Source organism: Pseudomonas fluorescens, assembly GCF_002837185.1.
GTDB classification, from domain to species: domain Bacteria; phylum Pseudomonadota; class Gammaproteobacteria; order Pseudomonadales; family Pseudomonadaceae; genus Aquipseudomonas; species Aquipseudomonas fluorescens_AM.
The window spans coordinates 1-19,263 of record NZ_KZ478010.1 but is presented as its reverse complement, the minus strand read 5'-3'; the positions used below and the strand labels follow the sequence as shown (position 1 = coordinate 19,263).

Here is a 19,263-nt window from a genome sequence, read left to right as displayed (position 1 = left end):
CACTTTTTTTCAAGTTTTGGCCTTTCTGCTCAGTTTTTTACACCCCTCGCCCACCCCGCAACATCACATTCAATTCATCCACCACCACCGCCCAATCCGCATCCTCCAGTATCTCCTCACGCAAAAACGCCTTCTGACCCTCGCTCCAGAAAAACGCATCCGCCAGTTTCAGCTCAGGCTTGAGCGGTGAATGCACGGCGACGAATTTCTCGATGCTGACCGGGTCATCTGCCAGGCCAAGCTGTTTGAACAAGGCCGGCAGGTTGTGCACTGGCGATTCCATGTGGGTTCCTCATAGGCGTGTTCAAGACAGTCTAGCGGCAACCCTCGGGTTGTGGCGCCGGCACATTGCACAGCACGAACAGACGCGCTCGTGCACCGCCGCCGTCCTGACGGCTGAGTTCGCGCCAGCCTTCGGGCAACGGGGCAAAGTCCTCGGGTGCTTCGTTGCTGCTGATCAGCCACACGCGACGGGTGGTGGCCGGCAATGCGGATAGACGTTCGAGGTAGATGCGTCCGCCATCCTGATCCACCAGCGTACCGAAACCGTAGGCATTCGGTCGCGTCGGGGTGCCGTCGGGTTTGGGCGGTGTGTAGAGTTGAAGTTGAGCGTCGGTCTGGTCGTAATACACGTAGCTGAGGTACCACATCATGTCGCTGAGGACGATACGGTCATCCTCCTGGTAATTGCGATTGACGAACTCTACCGGCACATTGAATTGATCCTGCTCATCCACCTCGAAGTTGTTCTTCAGGCCCAGCAATTCCATGCCGACAAACAGCACTAACAGCGCTGCGCCCAACCATGACAGGCGTGACGGCAAGCGGTCGATGGCAAGCGCAAGGGTGATTGGCAAACCCAGGGCATACACCGTGAGGTAGCGCTCGATAAAGACCGGCGAGATAAACGACACGCCGTACACCAACAGCAATGGCAGCAAGAAAAACAATGCAGGCAAATGGGCCCCGGGGTTGCGCCACGCTGTCACCAGGACCACCGCGACCAACAACAGCGGAAAGATCCAGAACAGCGGCGCCCAGAAATCGACGCCTTCATCCTGCAACACGAACTGCCAGATCATCGAGGGCAGGGACAGCAGGTTGACCGGCTCTTCCCAACCAATGTCCCCGCCTACCTTGAGCTGTTCGACGTGCTGCACCAGATCCAGAAGGTTCGGCAGCCAGGGCAGGTACAACAGGACAATCGTGGCGTTGGCCACCCACCACGCCGGGCGCGTGATCAGACGCTGGCCTGGCGGCTGCAGCCCCAGGTACGCCCAGTGCACCAGCACACACAACGCGGTGAAGTAATGGGTGTAGAAACCGGCGCTCATCAACAGCACATAAGCGGCCAGGTAACGTGTGCGCGCGGGTTGGCGCATCCAGTAGACCAGCGCCAGCGTAGCCCCCAACAGCCATACGCCGAGCAGCGAATACATGCGCACTTCCTGGCTGTAGCGCACCGCCGTCGGCAGCAGTGCCAGCAGGATGCCGGCCAGCAGTGCGGCGCGACGGGTGGACAGTTGCCGCGTCAGCCAGATCCCCAGGCCCACCACGACGGCACCGGGGATGGCGCTCATGCTCCTGATCGACCAGATGCTGTCGCCAAACACTTCGATCCAGCCGCGCAGCAGCACAAAATACAGCGGCGGATGCACATCGTGGCCGGCGTGAAACCACAGGTCGGTCACCGCATATTCGCTGAGCAAGAGGCTCGAGCCTTCGTCACCCCAGATCGCCGCCGACGTCAGGTGGTAGAACCGCAGGGCCATGGCCAGCGCCAGGATCGGCACCCACCAGAGGCGGCTGAGCCAGCCGGCGCCCTCCCGGGTCAGGCGATTGAACGCAGGCAAGGCCGGGACTTTTTCATTTTGCTCTACCGCAGACCGACGCATATCGACTCCGTTACGACTGCCCTCTACAGGACAAACACTGCGCATGCGCAAACACCGCCACTTTAGGCCAAAAGCCTAGGGCCCGTTGCTGGAATCAGACAAATCAACAATTTGCGTAGGCCTTCACCGAAGCACTCGTAGGATCAGGCTATGATTGCCCTCCTCCACGGACTCAGGATCAAGGAAACGTTATGCGCATCGGTTTGCTGTCACCTCTGGCTCTGGCCCTGCTGGCCGGTATTCCCCTGGCGGCCCAGGCCAGTTCCGACGACTCGTGCTACCCCGACTGGCGGGTCTCGCGTGACAGTCTCGAACCCTGCAGCAACCAACCCTTTCTCAGCCCGGGCAACGATAGCCGGGTCAACCTGCGCCTGTTGCTGGCCGACAAAAAAGCCGCACCGCTGACGCCCAATGCCTTGGGCGAAGACGATTTGGCCCAAGGCTTCGGCCCGGTGCCGTTTCCGGTGTATCGCCTGGTGCCGATTCCAGCCGCGAGCGATGAGCCGGATAATCAGGCGGACGATTCACGCACTGCCGAGCTCGACACCCTGCTCCAGCCGCTGGGCGTCAAGCGCGAGGAATACAAGACCGCCGGCGAAGCCTTCCTCAACGGTGAAGGCAGCCGTTGCCGCAGCAACGATGACGACAGCGCCACGGCGTTTATCAGCCAGGTGATCAAAGCCGATATGCCGCCGGCTGAGCGCGACGTATTGGTCAAAGCACGTTTGCAGCTGCTGACAACCTGTGACTGGGACGGCCAGGTGGTGGACGCGCAGTTGACGCCCTCGGCCAACGCCCAACGGTTTCGCACTTATTTGCAGGCCGCCGCTGACTTCTACAGTGGCCGCTTCGGTGACGCCGAGCGCGGTTTCGCCGCCGCCGCGAGCAGCGATGCGCCCTGGCTGAAGGAAACTGCGCTGTACATGACCGCGCGCACCTCGCTGAACCAGGCCCAGGCCCAAGCCTTCGACGAATACGGCATGCCGCAGCGCGAGCATGTGGACAAGCCCGCGTTGAACGACGCCGAACAAGGCTTTCTCGCTTACCTGAAAACTTATCCACAAGGCGATTACGTTGCTTCCGCCCGTGGCCTGCTGCGCCGTGTGCACTGGCTGGCAAACGACGATGCCCGGCTTGCCGAAGACTTCACCTGGCAACTGACCGAGGCCACCGACGCCCAGCGCAATGTGAGCGTGGACGAATTGGTCGAAGAAGCCGACCTCAAGTTACTGATGGCCGGCAACACGTCGACGAACAGCCCGATGCTGCAAGTGGTCAGCGACCTGATGGCGATGCGTGCCCACACCCCGCCCCTGTTGAGCCGCGCAGACCTCGACAAGCAAAAGAGCACCTTCGTCAACGAGCCGGCGTTGTTCGACTACCTGCAAGCGGCGTATGCGCTGTATGTCGAGCATCAACCCGACACTGCCCTCAAGCATCTGCCGGCGGACGTGCCGTCAACCCTGGACTATTTCGCCTTCAGCCAGCAAACCCTGCGCGCCCTGGCCCTGGAAGCCAAACAAGACTGGGCAGGTGCGCAAGCCCTGTGGCTGCAATTGCTGCCGCTGGCCACGCAACCGCTGCAACGCGACCAGCTGGAGCTGGCCCTGGCGATGAACTACGAGCGCAGCGGCCAACTGGCCAAGGTATTTGCCGCCGACTCGCCGATCAGCGCCAAACAGGTGCGCTACATCCTGCTGCGCAACGTCGCCGGCCCCGACCTGTTGCGCCAGCAGATCGCCAACGCCAGCGACCCGACGGAACGCCAGAGCGCGCAATTCGTGCTGCTCTACAAAGACCTGCTGCACAACCAGTTCGCGACCTTTGCCGACGACCTCAAGCAAGCCTCGTTGTCCGAAGACAAGCTCGGCACCAGCCTGGGCTACACCTACACCAGCGGCCAGACCTTGAAGCTGTTCCAGTGGAACGGTGATAAGGCCGAATCCGGCTACGCCTGCCCAGGCATCGCGCAAACCGCCGCGACCCTGCAGCAGGATGCAAAAAACCCGCACGCCCTGAACTGTTTCGGTGAGTTCATCCTGCGCAACGGCCTGGACGGCATGCCGCTGGAACACCCCCGCGCCGCCGGCAGCCTGGGCAGCACCGCCTCGGACTTCAAGGGTGAGACCTTCTCGCGCCTGGACGGCTACAAGCAGGTGATCGCCAACGCCAAGGCACCGAAAACCGACAAGGCCTACGCACTGTTTCGCGCCATCAACTGCTACGCGCCGGCCGGCTACAACAGTTGCGGCGGTGAAGACGTGGCGCCGGCCGTGCGCAAAGGCTGGTTCCGCCAGCTCAAGAGCGGTTACGCCGACACGCAGTGGGGCAAATCGCTGCAGTACTACTGGTGAAGTCGCTGTGGCTGGGCGTGCTGTTGCTGGCGAGCCCGGCCTTCGGCGCCGTCGACGCCCGTGACTACGACGCCTTCTGGTTGTGGAGCGGCGTCACGCCCCAGCCGGTGATCAAGCAGGCCAAAACCCTGTACATCCTCCAGGGCCAGATCAACTCCACGCGCCGCGCACCGCAACGTGGCGTGCAACTGATCGCCCAGGGCATGAGCGTGCCGCGCATCACCCAGGGCACTATCTGGGTGGTCTACCGCGCCCACACCTTGCACTGGCCGGAGCCGGTCTACACCCAACTGCTCGGCCAGGTGCAACGCTGGCGTGACGCGGGCAACCCGGTGATCGGCATTCAGATCGACTTCGACGCCCGCACCCAGTACCTGCACGAATACGCCGCCTTCCTGCGCGATCTGCGCCAGCGTTTGCCGGCCGACCTGCGCTTGAGCATCACCGGCCTGATGGACTGGAGCAGCAACGCCGACCCGGCCGCCATCGCCCAGCTCAAGGGCGTGGTGGATGAAGTGGTGGTGCAGACGTATCAGGGACGCCACAGCATCCCCGACTACGCGGCCTATCTGCCACGGATGAACCGGATGGGCGTGCCGTTCAAGGTCGGCTTGATTCAGGGTGGAGAGTGGGAGGCGCCGGGGTATTTGCAGGAAAGTGAGTGGTTTCGGGGGTATGTGGTGTTTTTGCAGAATCGTTGAGTGTTCCGGCTCGATAAAACCAGTGTTGAGCCGGATTGATGGCATAGCTACCCGAAGATGATATAAGTTACTCTAACGCCATTAATGGGTGATATATCATGCAAAGCACTGGCAGACCCAACCCTCACAAAGGGTACCTCTCAGAAAGAAGCGACGAGCTGATAAAAGGTATCGGAAACGGTATCGAAATAGCCCGCCTTCGTCGTCGCCTGAAAATTTCCACAATATGCAGTCGTGCGGGCATCACAAGGCAGACGTATCAGCGGCTGAGACAGGGCGAGGCAGGCGTATCCCTCGGTGTGCTGATGAATGTGCTTAGCGCGATGGACCTGGAGGAAGGTATGGCGAGCATCGCGTCGCCGGAACTCGACCAGGTTGGGATGACCATGAGCCTCGCCCGTGAGCCTGAGCGAGTTCGCACTGAAGGAGACCCTGATGTCCTGGAAGCCGATTGGTAATGCCTTTGTTTTTTCAGCTCACTCAGTCGGTGATCCCGTCCCTGTGGGCGAAGTGGCCATGCACGCCAGTGGGTTCGTTTTTCGCTACGCCAATAGTTGGCTCGCGCGGCCCGACGCATTCGCGATTGACCCGCTGAACGTGCCCCTGACCCGTAATCAGTATTCCTCGACGCGCATGTTCGGGGTGCTTGACGACGCAACGCCGGACAATTGGGGGCGGCGTGTTCTGCTGGCGACCCACAAACAGCATCCACAAAACGAAGTTGAATGGCTGCTTGCCTCGCGGGGTGCGGGAGTGGGTTGCCTGCTGTTCAGTGCTTCAAGAAATCTGTTGCCGACCCTGCACCAGCCACCGCAATTCGAAGATCTTGAGAAAATCATGGTAGGCCTTGATCGAGTCGAGAAGGGTGATGTGGACCTGCCCGTGGAAATCGCACGGCTATTTGAGTTTGGCAGCTCCATGGGCGGCGCCAGGCCAAAGGTCACGGTGACTCATGAAGGCAAGGAATGGATTGCCAAACTCGGCCGTAGCGATGATGTTTTCGATCAGCCACGTGCGGAATTTGCCAGCCTTCAAATGGCGGATGCGGCGGGGCTGCCCGCAGCCGGGCACAAGTTGGTAGAGGTCGCCGGCAAACCGGTTTTGATGGTCGAGCGTTTTGACCGGCATGAAGGCGCTGGTCGCGAACACTATGTCAGCTGCAATTCTTTGGTAAGTACCGAGAAGCCGAGAATGCGAGTTGACGCGGTTGACGGTGCCGCTTCCTATTCCAGAATCGCCGACGTTTTGAAGAAGGTCAGCGACGATGCAACGTTGGACATGCGTGAGCTTTACAGGCGTATGGCGTTCAATGTGCTCATCGGCAATAGCGACGACCACCTGAAACAAACCGGACTGCTGTTGACCAGCGCTTCGGGCTATTCCCTCGCACCGGTATTCGACATATTGCCGCACCCCACGCAGCTAGGCTTGCAGGCGCTCATCATCGGGAATGAGGGCAGGGTATCGTCGGTCAGCAATTTGCTCAGTACGCCCGAGCGTTTTGGGTTGGGAATGGATGAAGCAAGATCCATCGTCACTGACGTCTATGCGGTCGTACGGGAGGCTTCCGGTTTTTTTGAAGCGGCGGGCTGTAGCGGTGCCGATGTGCGCATGCTGTCCAATGTATGCACCCGGTTTGAATCGCAACTGATGGCAGCACCACACGCCGGCAACAGAGCGCACCCTTGACGGGTGCGCAACTGAAAACGACGTCACGTTCAAGGCTCGCTCGACTTCCCACCGTCATCAGTGAAGCGCTTGCAACGGATACACCGACTCCCACCCTCCTCCCAACGCCTTGTACAAGCCAACCATGGCCAAGGAAACGCCCGTAGAGCTTTCGACCCATTGTTCCTGCGTCGCCAGCAGCGCGCTTTGTACGGTGAGCACATTGACGAAATCGGCCACGCCTTCGACGTATTGGTGTTGCGCGGTGGCGAGCGCGATCTGGTTCTGGTGCACGGCTTCGGCCAGGCTGTCGCGGCGCAGTTGGCTGGCGTTGTAGCGGGTCAGTTGGTCGTCGATTTCATGCCAGGCGCGCAGCACGGTTTGCTGGTAGGAAATCGCCGCTTCCTGTTGCTGGGCTTCACGCAAATCCACCATGCCTTGCAGACGCCCGCCGTTGAACAGCGGCAGGCTCAATTGCGGGCCGAAGGCGAAGGCGCGCGAGCCCCAGGAGCCGAAGTCCGAGAGTTGCATGGCCTGGGAGCCTAGGCTGCCGGATAGGGTGATGCGCGGGTAGAAATCACCCTTGGCCACGCCGATGCTGGCAGTGGCGGCGTGCAAACGGGCTTCGGCCTGGCGGATGTCCGGGCGGCGCTCGGCCAGTTCCGACGGCAGGCCGATGGCGACCTGGCGCTGGGTCTGCGGCACGGCGGCGTCCTTGGACAGTTGCGCGTGCAGGGCTTGCGGCGGCTCGCCCATCAGCAGGCTCAGGGCGTTGATCAATTGATCCTGGCGCTGCTGCAGATCAGGCAGGCGCGCTTCGATGGCGGCGACCTGGGCGGCGGCTTCGGCCACGTCCAGGTCGGTCGCCACGCCGTCGGCCAGGCGCAGTTGCGAGAGCTTGAGGCTGTGGCGGGCGACGTCGAGGTTTTGCTCGGTAACAGCGCGGGTGTTCTGTACGCCGCGCAGTTGGATGTAATCCTGTGCGGTCTCGGCCAGTACCGACAGCAGCACGGCGCGGCGGTCGTTTTCGGCGACGTCCAGGGTGGCGTCGGCGGCTTCGGTCTCGCGCTTGACCCGGCCCCAGAAGTCCAACTCCCAGGCAGCGGAAAAGCCCATGTCCCATTGGCTGAAGGCCGAGCGGCCGTTCTCGCCGGAGGGGTCGTTCAAACCTTTGGCGCTGTTGCGCTTGCGCTGGTAACCGCCGCCCGCATCGACGCCGGGGTAACGTTCGGCGGTAGTCACCTGACGCACGGCGCGGCTTTGTTGCAGGCGGCTGCTGGCCAGTTTCAGGTCGAGGTTATCGCTGAGGGCACGACGTGTGAGCGCTGACAACTGTTCGTCGTGGAACACGTCCCACCAGCGCTCCTGCAACGGGTCGCTGCTGGCACGACTGGCCGCCTGACGCCCCTGGGGCTCACTCCATTGGGCGACTTGCGGGCCTTGCGGCCGTTGGAAATCCGGGCCGACGGTGCAGGCACTCAGGCTGATGAGGCTCAAGGTGAGCCAGGCGACATGTTTCATTGCTGGGCCACCTCATGGTGTGGCGCGACCGCCTGTGTGTCGACGCTGGCCTCCACCGACATACCGACGCGCAGGCGCTCGGTCAGCGGCTGATTGGGCTCCAGCACAATCTTCACCGGAATTCGCTGCACCACCTTGGTGAAGTTGCCGGTGGCGTTGTCCGGCTTGACCGAGGCGAAGGTCACCCCGGTGGCCGGCGCCAGGCTCTCCAGGTGACCGTTGAGCAACTCGCCATCGAGGCTGTCGACACGCACTTGCACGGCTTGGCCGGCATGCATGTGCGACAGTTGCGTCTCCTGGAAATTGGCCACGACATAGGCCTCGGCCAGCGGCACGACCGCGAGGATCTTGCTGCCCGGTGTCACATAGGCGCCGACCCGTACCGCCCGCTCACCGACCATGCCGTCCACCGGCGCGACGATGCGCGTGTAGGACAGCTGATAGCTGGCCATTTCCAGCGCGGCCTGGGCGCGCTTGAGCCCGCCGTCGGCGGCATCGCGCTGGGCCGTGAGGATTTCCACTTGCTTGCGTTCGGCGGCCAGCACCGCTGTGGACTTGGCCAGGCGCGCGGTGGCCTGGTCGATGCGGGTCTTGGCTTGTTGGGCGTTCTGCACGGTGCCTGCGCCGACGCCGGCGAGGTGGTTGTAGCGGTTCAGCTCGTGTTCGGCAAACGCCACTTCGGCGCGGTCCGCCGCCACGGTGGCCTGGGCCTGGGCGATCACCGAGCTTTGGCGCTCCAGGGTCGCGGTGGCGTTTTTCAGTTGGGCCTGGGCGACCAACGTGTCGGCGTCGGCGGCCTGGGCGGCGGCGCGAAAATCCCGGTCGTCGATCAGCGCCAACAGCTGGCCGGCTTTGACGCGCTGGTTGTCTTCTACCAACACTTCCTTGATGAACCCGGCCACGCGGGGGGCGACCAGGGTGAAATCGGCGGCGACGAAGGCGTCGTTGGTGGTCTGGCTCCGGCTGCTCAGAAGGCCTGGCGCAACCAGGTACACCAGCACGCCGACGGCAAACACAGCGATAACGGAGACGGCTATTTTGTCTTTGCGTTTCATAAGAAATCCTTGGGTTCAGGTCGGTGCGCGAGGCGGAAAAATCCGCGTTGGCATCCAGAAAATCAGCAGGATCAACGCCACCGCGACACCGGCCATGACGGCATACAGATCCGAAGAGGTGAGCACCACGACCTGCTCGTGCAGGCGGTGCGCCAGGCCCGGCGCGTCGCCGTCGGCCAGGGGCGAGTTGCCCAGGCGGTCCACCAGCATGGTCGAGTGAAAATGCCCGCGCTGGGTGGTCAGCGTATCCAGCACAGCGGTGGCGATCACGGCGGACAGGCCCTTGACGGTGTTGAACCACGCCGAGGCGAACGGCCCTTCGATGGGCTGGATACTGCCGGTGGACAGCATCAGCAGCGGCAACACGGCCATCGGCTGGCCGAAAATCTGCAGCAGGTACCAGCCATAAAAATCATCGCGGATCCACGCCGAGGTGAGGTGCGAACTGCCGATACAGCACAGCACCAACATGCCGAGACCGATGCCCAGCACCCAGCGGCAATCGACCCAGCGCAGGTTGCACAGCGCGGCCACCAGCGGCAGCGCGATCAGCTGCGGCACGGCCATCAGCAGCATCACCGGCGCGGTTTGCAGGGGGCGGTAACCCTGGACCTGAGCGAGAAAACTCGACGGGATGATGATGACCGAGGTCAACACCATCAACACGCCGGCCAGCACGATCAACGCAAACGACAGGTTGCGCAGGCCAAGCATCTGCAACTTGAAGAATGGCAGCGGCTGCGACCATTCATTGAGCATGAACAACACCATGAGCACCGTGCCGCCACTGAGCAGGAAGGTGATCAGGCCCGACTCGAACCAGTCCAGGCGGTTGCCTTGCAACAGACCGATCACCAGCATGCAGATCGCCGGGAAGCCCAACAGCAGACCGCGCCAATTGAACTGTTTGAACCGCTCCAGGCGCAACGGATCCTGCGGCAAGCCGTAGGCCACGGCGGCCATCGCCAACAGGCAGGGCCCGACGATCTGCCAGAACGCCCATTGCCAGCCGACGTATTCGGTCCACAGCGCCGCCAGCGGCGTACCCAGGCTCGGGCCGAAGGTGGCCGTCAGGGCATACCCGGCCAAGCCGTATAACTTGACGTTGGCTGGCAGGAACCGCAGCGCCACGGTCATCAGCATCGGCGGCAACGCGCCACCAGCCAAGCCTTGCACCGTGCGCAGGAGCAGCAGGCTTTCGTAGTTCGGTGCGAACGGGCAGAGGATGCCGAGCAGGGTAAACAAGCCGATGGCACACAGGGTAAAACGGCGCAGCGAGAGCGTCACCGCACACCACGGTGCGAACGCCATCGCGGCCACGGAAGTGGCGGTGTAGGCCGCGACCAGCCAGGTGCCTTCGTCAAAACCGATGTACAGCGCACCACGGATATCAGCGAGGGCGACCTTGGTGACCATCTCGTTGAGGCCGGACACCAGCACCGCCAGCAACACGCCGACCAGGCCGATAATAATGCGCGGACCGAACACCGGTGGGCTGGGCGCAGTGGGTTTGGCTGCGGCCTCGAGGGCGGAGGCAGCGAGGGAAGTCATGGACAGGTAACTCGGAATGGGAAATACCCGAGCAGTTTAATCAGGCTCTACCATGACAAAAAGTTACTTGTTGTCAGCTTATAAGTGCGTCAGACGCAATCCACATAATACCGCAGGGCTTAAAATGTGGGAGGGGGCTTGCCCCCGATAGCGGTGTATCAGGTTCATATGGGGTAGCTGTCATACCGCAATCGGGGGCAAGCCCCCTCCCACATTTGACCCGGCATGGCTTGGGATTTCAGCTGGGCTGGGCTTCGAGCCACGTGGCGTGGCAGCTTTCGCGCATGGTTTCGCGCAGCCATTTGTGCGCCGGGTCTTTGTCGAAACGTGGGTGCCAGGATTGGGCCAACACCAGCGTCGGCAATGAGATTGGCAGGGGGAATGCGCGCAGCGGCAGATTCAGGCGCCTGGCGCTGAGGAGCGCTTCCTTGGGCACCGGCAGCAGCAGGTCGGAGTCGGGCAGCATGAACATTGCACCGTGGAAGCCTGGGGCGATCATAGCCACGCGGCGCTCCAGGCCCTGGGCATTCAACGCGGTATCGATGGGCCCACGGGCGATGCCGCGCCGCGAGATACTGATGTGGGAATAGCTGGCAAACCGCGCGGCGGTGATCTCTGCGTCGAACAGCGGATGATCTTCCCGCGCCAGGCCGACGAAGGTGGTGGAGAACAGGTTCTGCACCTTCGCTTCGGGGCTCGCCGGCAGGGTATTGCTCACCCGCAAGTCCAACCGCCCTTCGCGCAGCGCTTCGTCGTCGGTATCGCCTTCGGGCACGAAGCGCAGCTCGCAGAGCGGCGCCACTCTTTGCATGGTGTCGAACAGTCGCCCGCCATACACGCCGATGAAAAAGTCATTGGCGCGCACGCTGAAGCGGCGGCGCAAGGTGCTCAAGTCCACCTGGTCGGCCGAGCGAAACAGCAACGCCGCCTGCTCCACCACGTTGCGCACCTGGCCTTGCAGCTCAAGCGCCTTGGGCGTCGGCACCAGGCCGCGGCCGGCGCGGACCAGGATCGGATCGCCGACCGCATCGCGGATCCGCGTGAGGGTGCGGCTCATGGCCGCCGGGCTCAGGTTCATCCGCCGCGCCGCGCCCACCACGCTGCCTTCATCGAGCAAGGCGTCGAGGGCGACCAGCAGGTTCATGTCCGGTAGTTGCATGCCAAGCACTCGTGGTTGATGGGGAGTGAACTGGGCGCAATCCTAGCAGGCTTCACCGTTTCAGAAAGGCGCATCGCCCTGAATGGTGGTGCGCAACAATTTGCGGCGCAGATGGCTCGGGCAACCGGCGGCCAGGTGAATCAGCGATCGGTTGTCCCAGAACACCAGGTCGTGGGGCTGCCACTGATGACGGTAGATGTTTTCCGGCAGCACGCTGTGGGCGTAGAGCTGGGCCAGCAGGTCGCGGCTTTCGTCATCCGGCAGGCCGACGATGCGGGTGGTGAAGCCTTCGCTGACGAACAGCGCCTTGCGGCTGTTTTCCGGGTGGGTGCGCACGATGGGGTGCACCACTTCGGCCACCTGGGCGAGTTGTTCCGGGGTCAGGGTCGGGCGCCAGTTGCCTTCGAATTTGGTTTCGCTGTAACGCGCAGTGTAGGAATGCGCGGCGCGGCGCCCTTCGACGGCGTTGCGCAGGTGCTCGGGCAGTTGCTCCCAGGCTTTGTGCATGTCGGCAAACAGGGTGTCGCCGCCTTCGGACGGCAGTTCCTGGGCATGCAGCATCGAGCCCAGGCTGGGCAGTTCCTTGTACGACAGGTCCGAGTGCCAGAACTTGCCCGCATCGCCCAGGCCGATGGACTGGCCGTTTTCGATGATGTTGGAGACGATCAGGATTTCCGGGTGGTTGGCCAGCAGGAACTGCTTGAGCACGTGGATTTGCAGCACGCCGAAGCGCCGGCTGAAGGTGATCTGTTGTTCAGGGGTGATGCGCTGGTCGCGAAACACGATGACGTGGTGGTCCAGGTGCGCGCGGTGGATGCGGGCGAAGTCCTGGTCGTTGATAGGTTGGGATAGATCCAGGCCGATGATTTCGGCGCCGACACTGCCGGGGAAGGGGCGGATGTCGAAGGGTTGGGGGGTGGCGGACATTGGGTTCACTTCCGGCGGACAAGGGAGTGAATTTATAGGCCTGGGAATGGAAGTTTAAATACTGTTAGGGCATATCCATATGCATGAGGTGATGCTGATGGCCCTATCGGGGGCAAGTCGAATCGTCGCACCGCCCCTCCCACACTTGATTTGTGAACACATTCAAATGTGGGAGGGGCGGTGCGACGATTCGACTTGCCCCCGATGAGGCCCGAGCAGCCTATAGAGATTACCGCTCGTGCAACGCCTCCGCCCGCGCCTTGATGATCGGCTTGAGCAGGTAGCTGAGGATGCTTTTCTTGCCGGTGATGATGTCTACCGAGGCGACCATGCCGGGGATGATCAGCAGCGGCTTTTCATCGGTGCCCAGGTGGCTGCGGTCGGTGCGCAGGGTGATCATGTAGTAAGTGGTTTTCTTGTCTTCATCGGTGATGGTGTCGGCGCCGATGCGTTCGAGCTTGGCCTTCAGGCCACCGTAGATGGTGTAGTCATAGGCGGTGAATTTGACCACCGCTTCTTGCCCAGGGTGCAGGAAGGCGATGTCTTGCGGGCGGATCTTGGCCTCCACCAGCAGGGTGTCGTCCAGCGGCACGATTTCGACCATGTCGCTGCCCGGCTGGATCACACCGCCGACGGTGTTGACCAGCAGTTGCTTGACGATGCCGCGCACCGGCGAGGTGACCAGGGTGCGGCTGACGCGGTCTTCCAGGGCGCGGCCGGTGGATTCGGCCTTGTTCAGTTCGGTGCGCGCTTCGTTGAGTTGGGTCAGGGCTTCGCTGCGGAACTTGCCGCGGGTTTCGTCGATCTTGCGCTGCACTTCCTTGATCGCCGATTCGGCGCGGGGGATCGCCAGGGTGGTGGCGTCCAGCTGGCCTCGGGTTTCCATTTCAGCGCGCTTGAGGCGCAGCACTTCCACCGGCGACACCGCGCCCTGGGCCACCAGCGGCTCGGACATGTTGATTTCCTGGCGTTGCAGGGACAACTGGCTGCGGTACTGGCTTTGTTTGGAGGTGAACTCACGCAACTCCTGCTGGCGCTGCACCAGTTGCTCCTGCAAACCGCCAACTTCGTCTTTCAACTGCTGGCGGCGGCTTTCGTACAGTGAGCGCTCGTTGGCGGCCTGGCTGGGCGCGGCCTTGAGTACATCGTCGGGAATATTCAGCGGGCGGTCGTCCACCTGCGCACTCAGACGCTCGACGCGCAGTTGCATGGCCAGGCGCAGCGCTTCGGTTTCCCCGGCGTTGGACACGAACCGCGTATCGTCCAGGCGAATCAACGGCGCACCGGCCTCGACGATCTGACCTTCCTTGACGTACAACTCGGCGACGATACCGCCTTCCAGGTTCTGGATTTTCTGCAGCTTGGACGACGGAATCGCCTTGCCGTCGCCTCGGGTCACTTCGTCGATTTCGGAGAAACCTGCCCACACCACCAGGAATACAAAGAACGCGATGATGGCCCAGATGGTCAGGCGGATGACCCGCGGCGCATCTTCGATCAGCGCTTTGTTGACCTCGGGCAGCGGCTGGCCCTGCAGCGAGTCGGAACCTTTGAAGTAGCGCCCGACCGCGCTCTTGATGGCGTTAAGCGACACTGATCTGCCCCTTCTTCAACGCTTCCATGACCACGGCTTTCGGGCCGTCCGCGAGGATCTGCCCACGGTCGACCACCAGCAGGCGGTCCACCAGGGACAGCAGCGAGGCACGGTGCGTCACCAGGACGACGGTCTTGTTTTGCACCACGGCATGCAGGAGTTGTTTCAAGCGTTCTTCACCGGTGTTGTCCATGGCGCTGGTGGGTTCGTCCAGCAGCAGGATGGGCGGGTTGAGCAGCAGCGCACGGGCCAGGGCGACGTTCTGTCGCTGGCCACCGGACAGGTTCTGCCCACGCTCGCCGACCTGCAGTTCATAGCCTTGCGGATGCAGGCGGGCGAATTCGTGCACACCGGCCAGTTCGGCGGCTTGCAGGACCATCTCATCTTCGACGTAGCGCGCACCGCTGACCAGGTTGTCACGCAGGGTGCCGGCCAGCAGTTGGATGTCCTGGGCGACGTAGCCGATGTTATGGCGCAGTTCGCTGACGTCGATCTGGCGTACGTCCACGCCGTCCACCAGCAACGCGCCGGAGTCGGGTTGATACAGGCCGACGATCAATTTGGCCAGGGAGCTTTTGCCCGAGCCGCTGCGACCGATGATGCCGATCTTTTCCCCTGGCTTGATCACCAGGTTGATGTTTTTCAGCGCCGGATTCTGTTGGTTCGGGTAGGTGAAATTCAGGCCCCGGCACTCGATGGCGCCTTGCAGGGTGCGACGGCTCATGGGGCGCTCTTCGAAATTGCGCTCCTGGGGCAGTTCCATCATCTGGTCGACCGAGGTCATGGTGACCTTGGCTTGCTGGTAGCGCGTGAGCAGGCCCGACAGCGAGGCCAGCGGGCTCAAGGCACGGCCGCTGAGCATGTAGCAGGCAATCAGGCCGCCCATGCTCAGGTTGCCGTCGATGATCTGGTACACGCCGAACACAATCATGATCACGCCGGCCAGTTGCTGGATCAGCAGGGTCATGTTCATCGACAGGCCCGACAGCAGCTTCACCCGCAGCTCGAGCCGGCTCAAGGTGCCGATGGTCTGTTCCCAGCCGTACTGGCGTTCGCTCTCGGCATTGTTGACCTTGACCGCATCCAGCCCGGCGAGGGTTTCGATCAGGCTCGACTGGCGTTCGGCGGCGAGGGCCATGGTGCGTTCCATGGTCGCGACCAAAGGTTTTTGCAAGGCGTAGCCGATCCCCAGGGCAATCGGGAACGCCAGCACCGGAATCCACACCAGATGGCCACCAAGCAGGGCGATCACCAGGAAGATCAGCAGCGTGAACGGCAGGTCGATCAGGCTGGTGAGGGTCAGCGACGCGAGGAAGTCGCGCAGGCTCTGGAACTCATGGATGTTCTGCGCAAAGCTGCCGACGCGCGCCGGGCGGTACTTCATCGACATGCCGACGATGCGCTCGAACAAGGTGGCGGAGATGATCAGGTCGGTTTTTTTACCGGCCAGGTCCAGGCACAGACTGCGCAGGCTCTTGAGCACCAGGTCGAACAGATACGCACCGCAGATGCCCACGGCCAGCACCCACAGCGTAGAAGTGGCCTGGTTCGGCACCACGCGGTCGTACACGTTCATCACGAACAGCGGCGCGGCCATGGCGATGATGTTGATCAGGAAACTGGCGGCGATGGCATCGGTATACAGCCAGCGCGAACGCTTGAGCGTGTCACGAAACCAGGATCGCGCTCGGGGAATCAAGGTGCCGTGATTGACGTCGAACTTGTGCTGCGGCTGGGCAAAGAAGACCTTGCCGGTGTAGTCGTCGACCAGCAACTCGCGCTTGATCAGCACTTCACCGCCATCGCTTTCGCTGAGCAGCACCCGCGCCTGATCGTCGCCCTCCCAGCCGACCAGCACGGTACTGCGCCCGTCCTTGAGCAGCAGCAGCGCCGGTAACGCGATGGTCGGGATCTGTTCGAGCCTGCGTTGCAGCAGCCGTCCCTGCAGCCCGGCGCGCGCCGCTGCACGTGGCAGCAACTCGGCACTCAGGCGCTGCGAAGGCAGCGGCAGGCCGGTGGTGAGCATGGCCGCGCTGGCCGGTTTCTGATGCAGGGCGCAGAGTGCCAACAACCCGTCGAGTAACGGGTCGTCGTGCAGCGTGCGTGGATCATGACTGAGATGAACTCGACTGACTTCGGATTCCACGCGGTGCACTCTCGACTAACAGATGGGGCTATGGGGTGACTCAGTTCATTCCAGGCAGTTGGACTTTGGGCTTCACATCGTTTTGCACGATGGAGGCCATGGGAGCGACGACGCCTTGGCTTTTGAGCAATTCGCCCATGGTCGCCTTGATTCGGTACTGAGTAAATAACTGAATGTTCTTGATCTCTTCCAGGCGACGCGAAGCGGTGAACAATTCGTTCTCGCTGTCGAGCAAGTCCAGCAGGGTACGTTGGCCCAGGCTGAACTGTTGCTGGTAGGACGTGCGCACGCGGGTGCTGTGGTCCACGTACTGCTGGGCCACCGGCAGTTGCGCGTTGGCGTTGTTCAAGGCGTTCCAGGCCAGGCCCAGTTCTTCATTGAGCTGGCGCAAGGCGTTGTTGCGGATGTCCAGGGCCTGGTTGGCCTGGTACGACTTCGATTGCAGGTCGGCCTTGTTGCTGCCACCGGCGAACAGGTTGAAGCGCATGCGCACCATGGCTTCCCAACCGTTGCTGTGGTTGGCGTCGCCGGAGACATTGTTGTCGGCATTGGTGCCAAGCTCGGCGTCAAAGCGTGGATAGAAGCTGGATTTGGCGGCCGCGTATTGCTGCTCGGCGGCGGAGATGTCCGACTCCGCCGAGCGCAGCACCGGGCTGTTGTCGAGCATCTGGCGCCGCGCTTCATTCAGGTCGGCCGGGAGCATGGCCATGAACGGCGCCGGGCGCTCGAGCTGGTCGGGCATCTGGCCAACGGCGCTGAGGTAGTTGGTTTGCGCATCCGCCAGGTTGGTCTGCTCGGTGATCAGGTTGTTGCGGGCCTGGGCCAGACGCGCTTCGGCCTGGTCCTGGTCGGCGCCGTTACCGACGCCGCGCTGGGTGCGCAACTTGATCTGATCGTAAATGCGTTCGTGGTTGCGCAGGTTTTCTTCGGCCAGGCGCACGAACTCGCGGCGGGTCAGCACTTCCAGGTAGACCTGGGCAACGGTCAGCGCGGTGCGCTCGGACGTACCGAGCAGCGAGTAGGCGCGGGAGTTGACGTTGGCCTGTTGACGCCCGACTTCGCTGGAAGTGGCGAAACCGTCAAAGATCATTTGCTGCAGGCGCAGGCTGGACTCGCCGCGATTGAGGGTTTCCCAGTGGTTGCCGCCCGTGCCATTGGTGGCGCGGGTGGACGCGTTGTCGGTGCCTGCACGGCCATAGCCGGCATTCAAATCGACACGCGGCAGATACCCACCCTGCGCCGCACGCAATTGGTAATCGGCGGCGATGCGACTGTTTACACCCGCCTGAATTTCAGGATGCACATCCAGTGCCTGCTGCATGGCTTGGGGCAGCGTCTGGGCTTGTACAAAGCTGGCGGCGAGAACGAACGGTATTGCCTTGAACAGGTGCAGACGCATTAAAAAATTCCCCAGGACTTCTTGTCTCAAATCACAGCGATTGGCGCCGCCGCGTCGGATAATGGCTAGCGTAATGACCGTACGTCGGAAAGTTCAAAAAGCGGAACTGCTTCACACATGTAGGACGGTTCGCCGCATAAATATCAATGTGACATTACGGGGGCGATTGTTTAGGATGGCGACCATAAGGTCAATAGTTTGGCATAAACTAGATAGCTAAAAATTCTAGCCAATAATTTGACGCCAGTAAGTATTCAGACTACGCCCCCTCCTGTTTGGCCCTCCCTCTTGAGCGGCCACATGGAATCATCAGAAACGGATCGCCGGAGAAATATTTAATGAGCAATGTTGTTGCCATCGTCAAAAGCATTGTTGGTCAAGTGTTCGTTATTTCTCCGGAAGGGACACGCCGTGTTCTGGTTGAGGGTGATCGCCTGTTCGCGGGCGACCAGATTGATACAGGCCTGTCGGGCGCAGTGAGCCTGGAACTGGCGGATGGGCGCACGCTGGACCTGGGTCGCGACACCCAGTGGAGCGCCGACATGCCGGACTCCACTGCCGACCTGGCCGCCGCCACCGAACAGGCCGCGCCGTCGGTGGCCGAGCTGCAGCAAGCCATCGCCGCCGGCGCCGACCCGACCACCGAACTGGAAGCCACTGCCGCCGGCGCAACCGCTGCCGGTAATGGCGCGGCGGGCGGCGGCCACAGCTTTGTAGTGCTGGACGCGACCGCCGGGCGTGTCGATCCGACCATCGGCTTTCCCACCGCCCCTATCGGCCAGGGCACAGCAACGCTGAATACCTTTAATGGTGCTCAAGCTTCTGCAGGTAACGGCAACCTGGCGCTGCAGCCTTCGACCCTGAGCCTGAGCGCCACCCCGAGCATCACCGAAGCCGGGGGCGTACTGACTTACACCGCCACCGTGACCCAGGCCTCGACCAGCGACTTGACCGTCACCTTGTCCAACGGCGCGGTCATTACCATCCCGTCCGGCCAACTGACCGGTACCGTCAACGTGCCCCTGGCGCCTAACGACAGCCCGTACCTCGACGCCAGCCAGATCAGCGTCAACGTCACCGGCACCGCCGGCGGCAACAACCTGGTGCTGACCCTCGACCCTAACCCGGCCGTGACGCAGATTACCGACACCATCGACACCACCACCGTGACCTTGACGGCTGGTTCGAACGTGACTGAAGGCGGTCAGATCACCTACACCGCGACCCTGACCAACCCGGCGCAAACCCCGGTAAACGTCACCTTGAGCAATGGCTCGGTGATTACCATCAAGG

The 19,263-nt window shown here is 62.2% G+C and carries 15 protein-coding genes; 5 read left to right on the top strand and 10 right to left on the bottom strand.

What is annotated here, in order from left to right; all coding sequences use genetic code 11:
* Nucleotides 1-37: 37 nt before the first annotated feature.
* Both CIB54_RS20525 and CIB54_RS20520 read right to left on the bottom strand, forming a co-directional pair.
* Nucleotides 38-283, bottom strand: a complete 246-nt coding sequence (locus CIB54_RS20525; RefSeq protein WP_065949920.1) for a DUF2789 domain-containing protein — start codon at nt 281-283, stop codon at nt 38-40.
* A gap of 31 nt (nt 284-314) precedes the next feature.
* The gene (locus CIB54_RS20520) at nt 315-1,895 is read right to left on the bottom strand and encodes a glycosyltransferase family 39 protein (RefSeq protein ID WP_101220787.1); all 1,581 of its coding nucleotides are present in this window, start codon (nt 1,893-1,895) and stop codon (nt 315-317) included.
* A gap of 191 nt (nt 1,896-2,086) precedes the next feature.
* On the opposite strand from CIB54_RS20520, the gene CIB54_RS20515 reads away from it, so the two are divergent.
* The 4 genes from CIB54_RS20515 to CIB54_RS20500 all read left to right on the top strand — a co-directional run bounded on the left by CIB54_RS20515 (nt 2,087) and on the right by CIB54_RS20500 (nt 6,639).
* Nucleotides 2,087-4,249 (top strand): PA5441 family protein, encoded by a 2,163-nt coding sequence (locus CIB54_RS20515; protein WP_101220786.1) that lies wholly within the window; start codon nt 2,087-2,089, stop codon nt 4,247-4,249.
* On the top strand, nt 4,246-4,950 hold the full coding sequence (locus tag CIB54_RS20510; RefSeq protein ID WP_065949917.1) for a DUF3142 domain-containing protein: 705 nt from the start codon (nt 4,246-4,248) through the stop codon (nt 4,948-4,950). Before CIB54_RS20515 ends, CIB54_RS20510 begins: the two co-directional genes overlap by 4 nt.
* 98 nt (nt 4,951-5,048) lie before the next feature.
* Nucleotides 5,049-5,408 carry a helix-turn-helix domain-containing protein gene (locus CIB54_RS27905; RefSeq protein WP_101220785.1) on the top strand — a complete coding sequence of 120 codons (360 nt, stop codon included), beginning with the start codon at nt 5,049-5,051 and terminating at the stop codon, nt 5,406-5,408.
* On the top strand, nt 5,386-6,639 hold the full coding sequence (locus tag CIB54_RS20500; protein ID WP_101220784.1) for a type II toxin-antitoxin system HipA family toxin: 1,254 nt from the start codon (nt 5,386-5,388) through the stop codon (nt 6,637-6,639). Before CIB54_RS27905 ends, CIB54_RS20500 begins: the two co-directional genes overlap by 23 nt.
* Nucleotides 6,640-6,696: 57 nt before the next feature.
* Here the strand turns inward: CIB54_RS20500 and CIB54_RS20495 are convergent, their stop codons facing one another.
* The 8 genes from CIB54_RS20495 to CIB54_RS20460 all read right to left on the bottom strand — a co-directional run bounded on the left by CIB54_RS20495 (nt 6,697) and on the right by CIB54_RS20460 (nt 17,970).
* Nucleotides 6,697-8,139: an efflux transporter outer membrane subunit gene (locus CIB54_RS20495; protein WP_065949915.1), complete on the bottom strand. Its 1,443-nt coding sequence runs from the start codon at nt 8,137-8,139 to the stop codon at nt 6,697-6,699.
* Nucleotides 8,136-9,194 (bottom strand): HlyD family secretion protein, encoded by a 1,059-nt coding sequence (locus CIB54_RS20490; protein ID WP_101220783.1) that lies wholly within the window; start codon nt 9,192-9,194, stop codon nt 8,136-8,138. The genes CIB54_RS20495 and CIB54_RS20490 overlap by 4 nt, the downstream gene beginning before the upstream one ends.
* A gap of 15 nt (nt 9,195-9,209) precedes the next feature.
* Nucleotides 9,210-10,745, bottom strand: a complete 1,536-nt coding sequence (locus CIB54_RS20485) for an MFS transporter (protein ID WP_101220782.1) — start codon at nt 10,743-10,745, stop codon at nt 9,210-9,212.
* A gap of 238 nt (nt 10,746-10,983) precedes the next feature.
* Nucleotides 10,984-11,904 carry a LysR family transcriptional regulator gene (locus CIB54_RS20480; protein ID WP_065949912.1) on the bottom strand — a complete coding sequence of 307 codons (921 nt, stop codon included), beginning with the start codon at nt 11,902-11,904 and terminating at the stop codon, nt 10,984-10,986.
* A gap of 60 nt (nt 11,905-11,964) precedes the next feature.
* Nucleotides 11,965-12,831, bottom strand: coding sequence for a TauD/TfdA dioxygenase family protein (locus CIB54_RS20475; protein WP_101220781.1), 867 nt, complete (start codon nt 12,829-12,831; stop codon nt 11,965-11,967).
* 229 nt (nt 12,832-13,060) lie between these two features.
* The gene (locus CIB54_RS20470; protein WP_065949910.1) at nt 13,061-14,425 is read right to left on the bottom strand and encodes an HlyD family type I secretion periplasmic adaptor subunit; all 1,365 of its coding nucleotides are present in this window, start codon (nt 14,423-14,425) and stop codon (nt 13,061-13,063) included.
* Nucleotides 14,415-16,571 (bottom strand): type I secretion system permease/ATPase, encoded by a 2,157-nt coding sequence (locus tag CIB54_RS20465; RefSeq protein ID WP_101220780.1) that lies wholly within the window; start codon nt 16,569-16,571, stop codon nt 14,415-14,417. The genes CIB54_RS20470 and CIB54_RS20465 overlap by 11 nt, the downstream gene beginning before the upstream one ends.
* A gap of 40 nt (nt 16,572-16,611) precedes the next feature.
* A complete protein-coding gene (locus tag CIB54_RS20460) occupies nt 16,612-17,970 on the bottom strand; it encodes a TolC family outer membrane protein (RefSeq protein WP_101220779.1) in 1,359 nt (452 codons plus the stop codon).
* Between the two features lie 338 nt (nt 17,971-18,308).
* Between CIB54_RS20460 and CIB54_RS20455 the strand changes: the two genes are divergently transcribed.
* Nucleotides 18,309-19,263: retention module-containing protein (locus tag CIB54_RS20455; protein WP_101220778.1), on the top strand; the 955-nt coding region annotated here is incomplete at its 3' end.

What these genes read in the sequence shown, in the direction of transcription:
- CIB54_RS27905 (WP_101220785.1), top strand. Translation starts at nt 5,049, where the DNA reads ATGCAAAGCACTGGCAGACCCAACCCTCACAAAGGGTACCTCTCAGAA.
- CIB54_RS20500 (WP_101220784.1), top strand. Translation starts at nt 5,386, where the DNA reads ATGTCCTGGAAGCCGATTGGTAATGCCTTTGTTTTTTCAGCTCACTCA.
- CIB54_RS20525 (WP_065949920.1), bottom strand. Translation starts at nt 283, where the DNA reads ATGGAATCGCCAGTGCACAACCTGCCGGCCTTGTTCAAACAGCTTGGC.
- CIB54_RS20475 (WP_101220781.1), bottom strand. Translation starts at nt 12,831, where the DNA reads ATGTCCGCCACCCCCCAACCCTTCGACATCCGCCCCTTCCCCGGCAGT.
- CIB54_RS20520 (WP_101220787.1), bottom strand. Translation starts at nt 1,895, where the DNA reads ATGCGTCGGTCTGCGGTAGAGCAAAATGAAAAAGTCCCGGCCTTGCCT.
- CIB54_RS20485 (WP_101220782.1), bottom strand. Translation starts at nt 10,745, where the DNA reads ATGACTTCCCTCGCTGCCTCCGCCCTCGAGGCCGCAGCCAAACCCACT.
- CIB54_RS20515 (WP_101220786.1), top strand. Translation starts at nt 2,087, where the DNA reads ATGCGCATCGGTTTGCTGTCACCTCTGGCTCTGGCCCTGCTGGCCGGT.
- CIB54_RS20495 (WP_065949915.1), bottom strand. Translation starts at nt 8,139, where the DNA reads ATGAAACATGTCGCCTGGCTCACCTTGAGCCTCATCAGCCTGAGTGCC.
- CIB54_RS20490 (WP_101220783.1), bottom strand. Translation starts at nt 9,194, where the DNA reads ATGAAACGCAAAGACAAAATAGCCGTCTCCGTTATCGCTGTGTTTGCC.
- CIB54_RS20460 (WP_101220779.1), bottom strand. Translation starts at nt 17,970, where the DNA reads ATGCGTCTGCACCTGTTCAAGGCAATACCGTTCGTTCTCGCCGCCAGC.
- CIB54_RS20480 (WP_065949912.1), bottom strand. Translation starts at nt 11,904, where the DNA reads ATGCAACTACCGGACATGAACCTGCTGGTCGCCCTCGACGCCTTGCTC.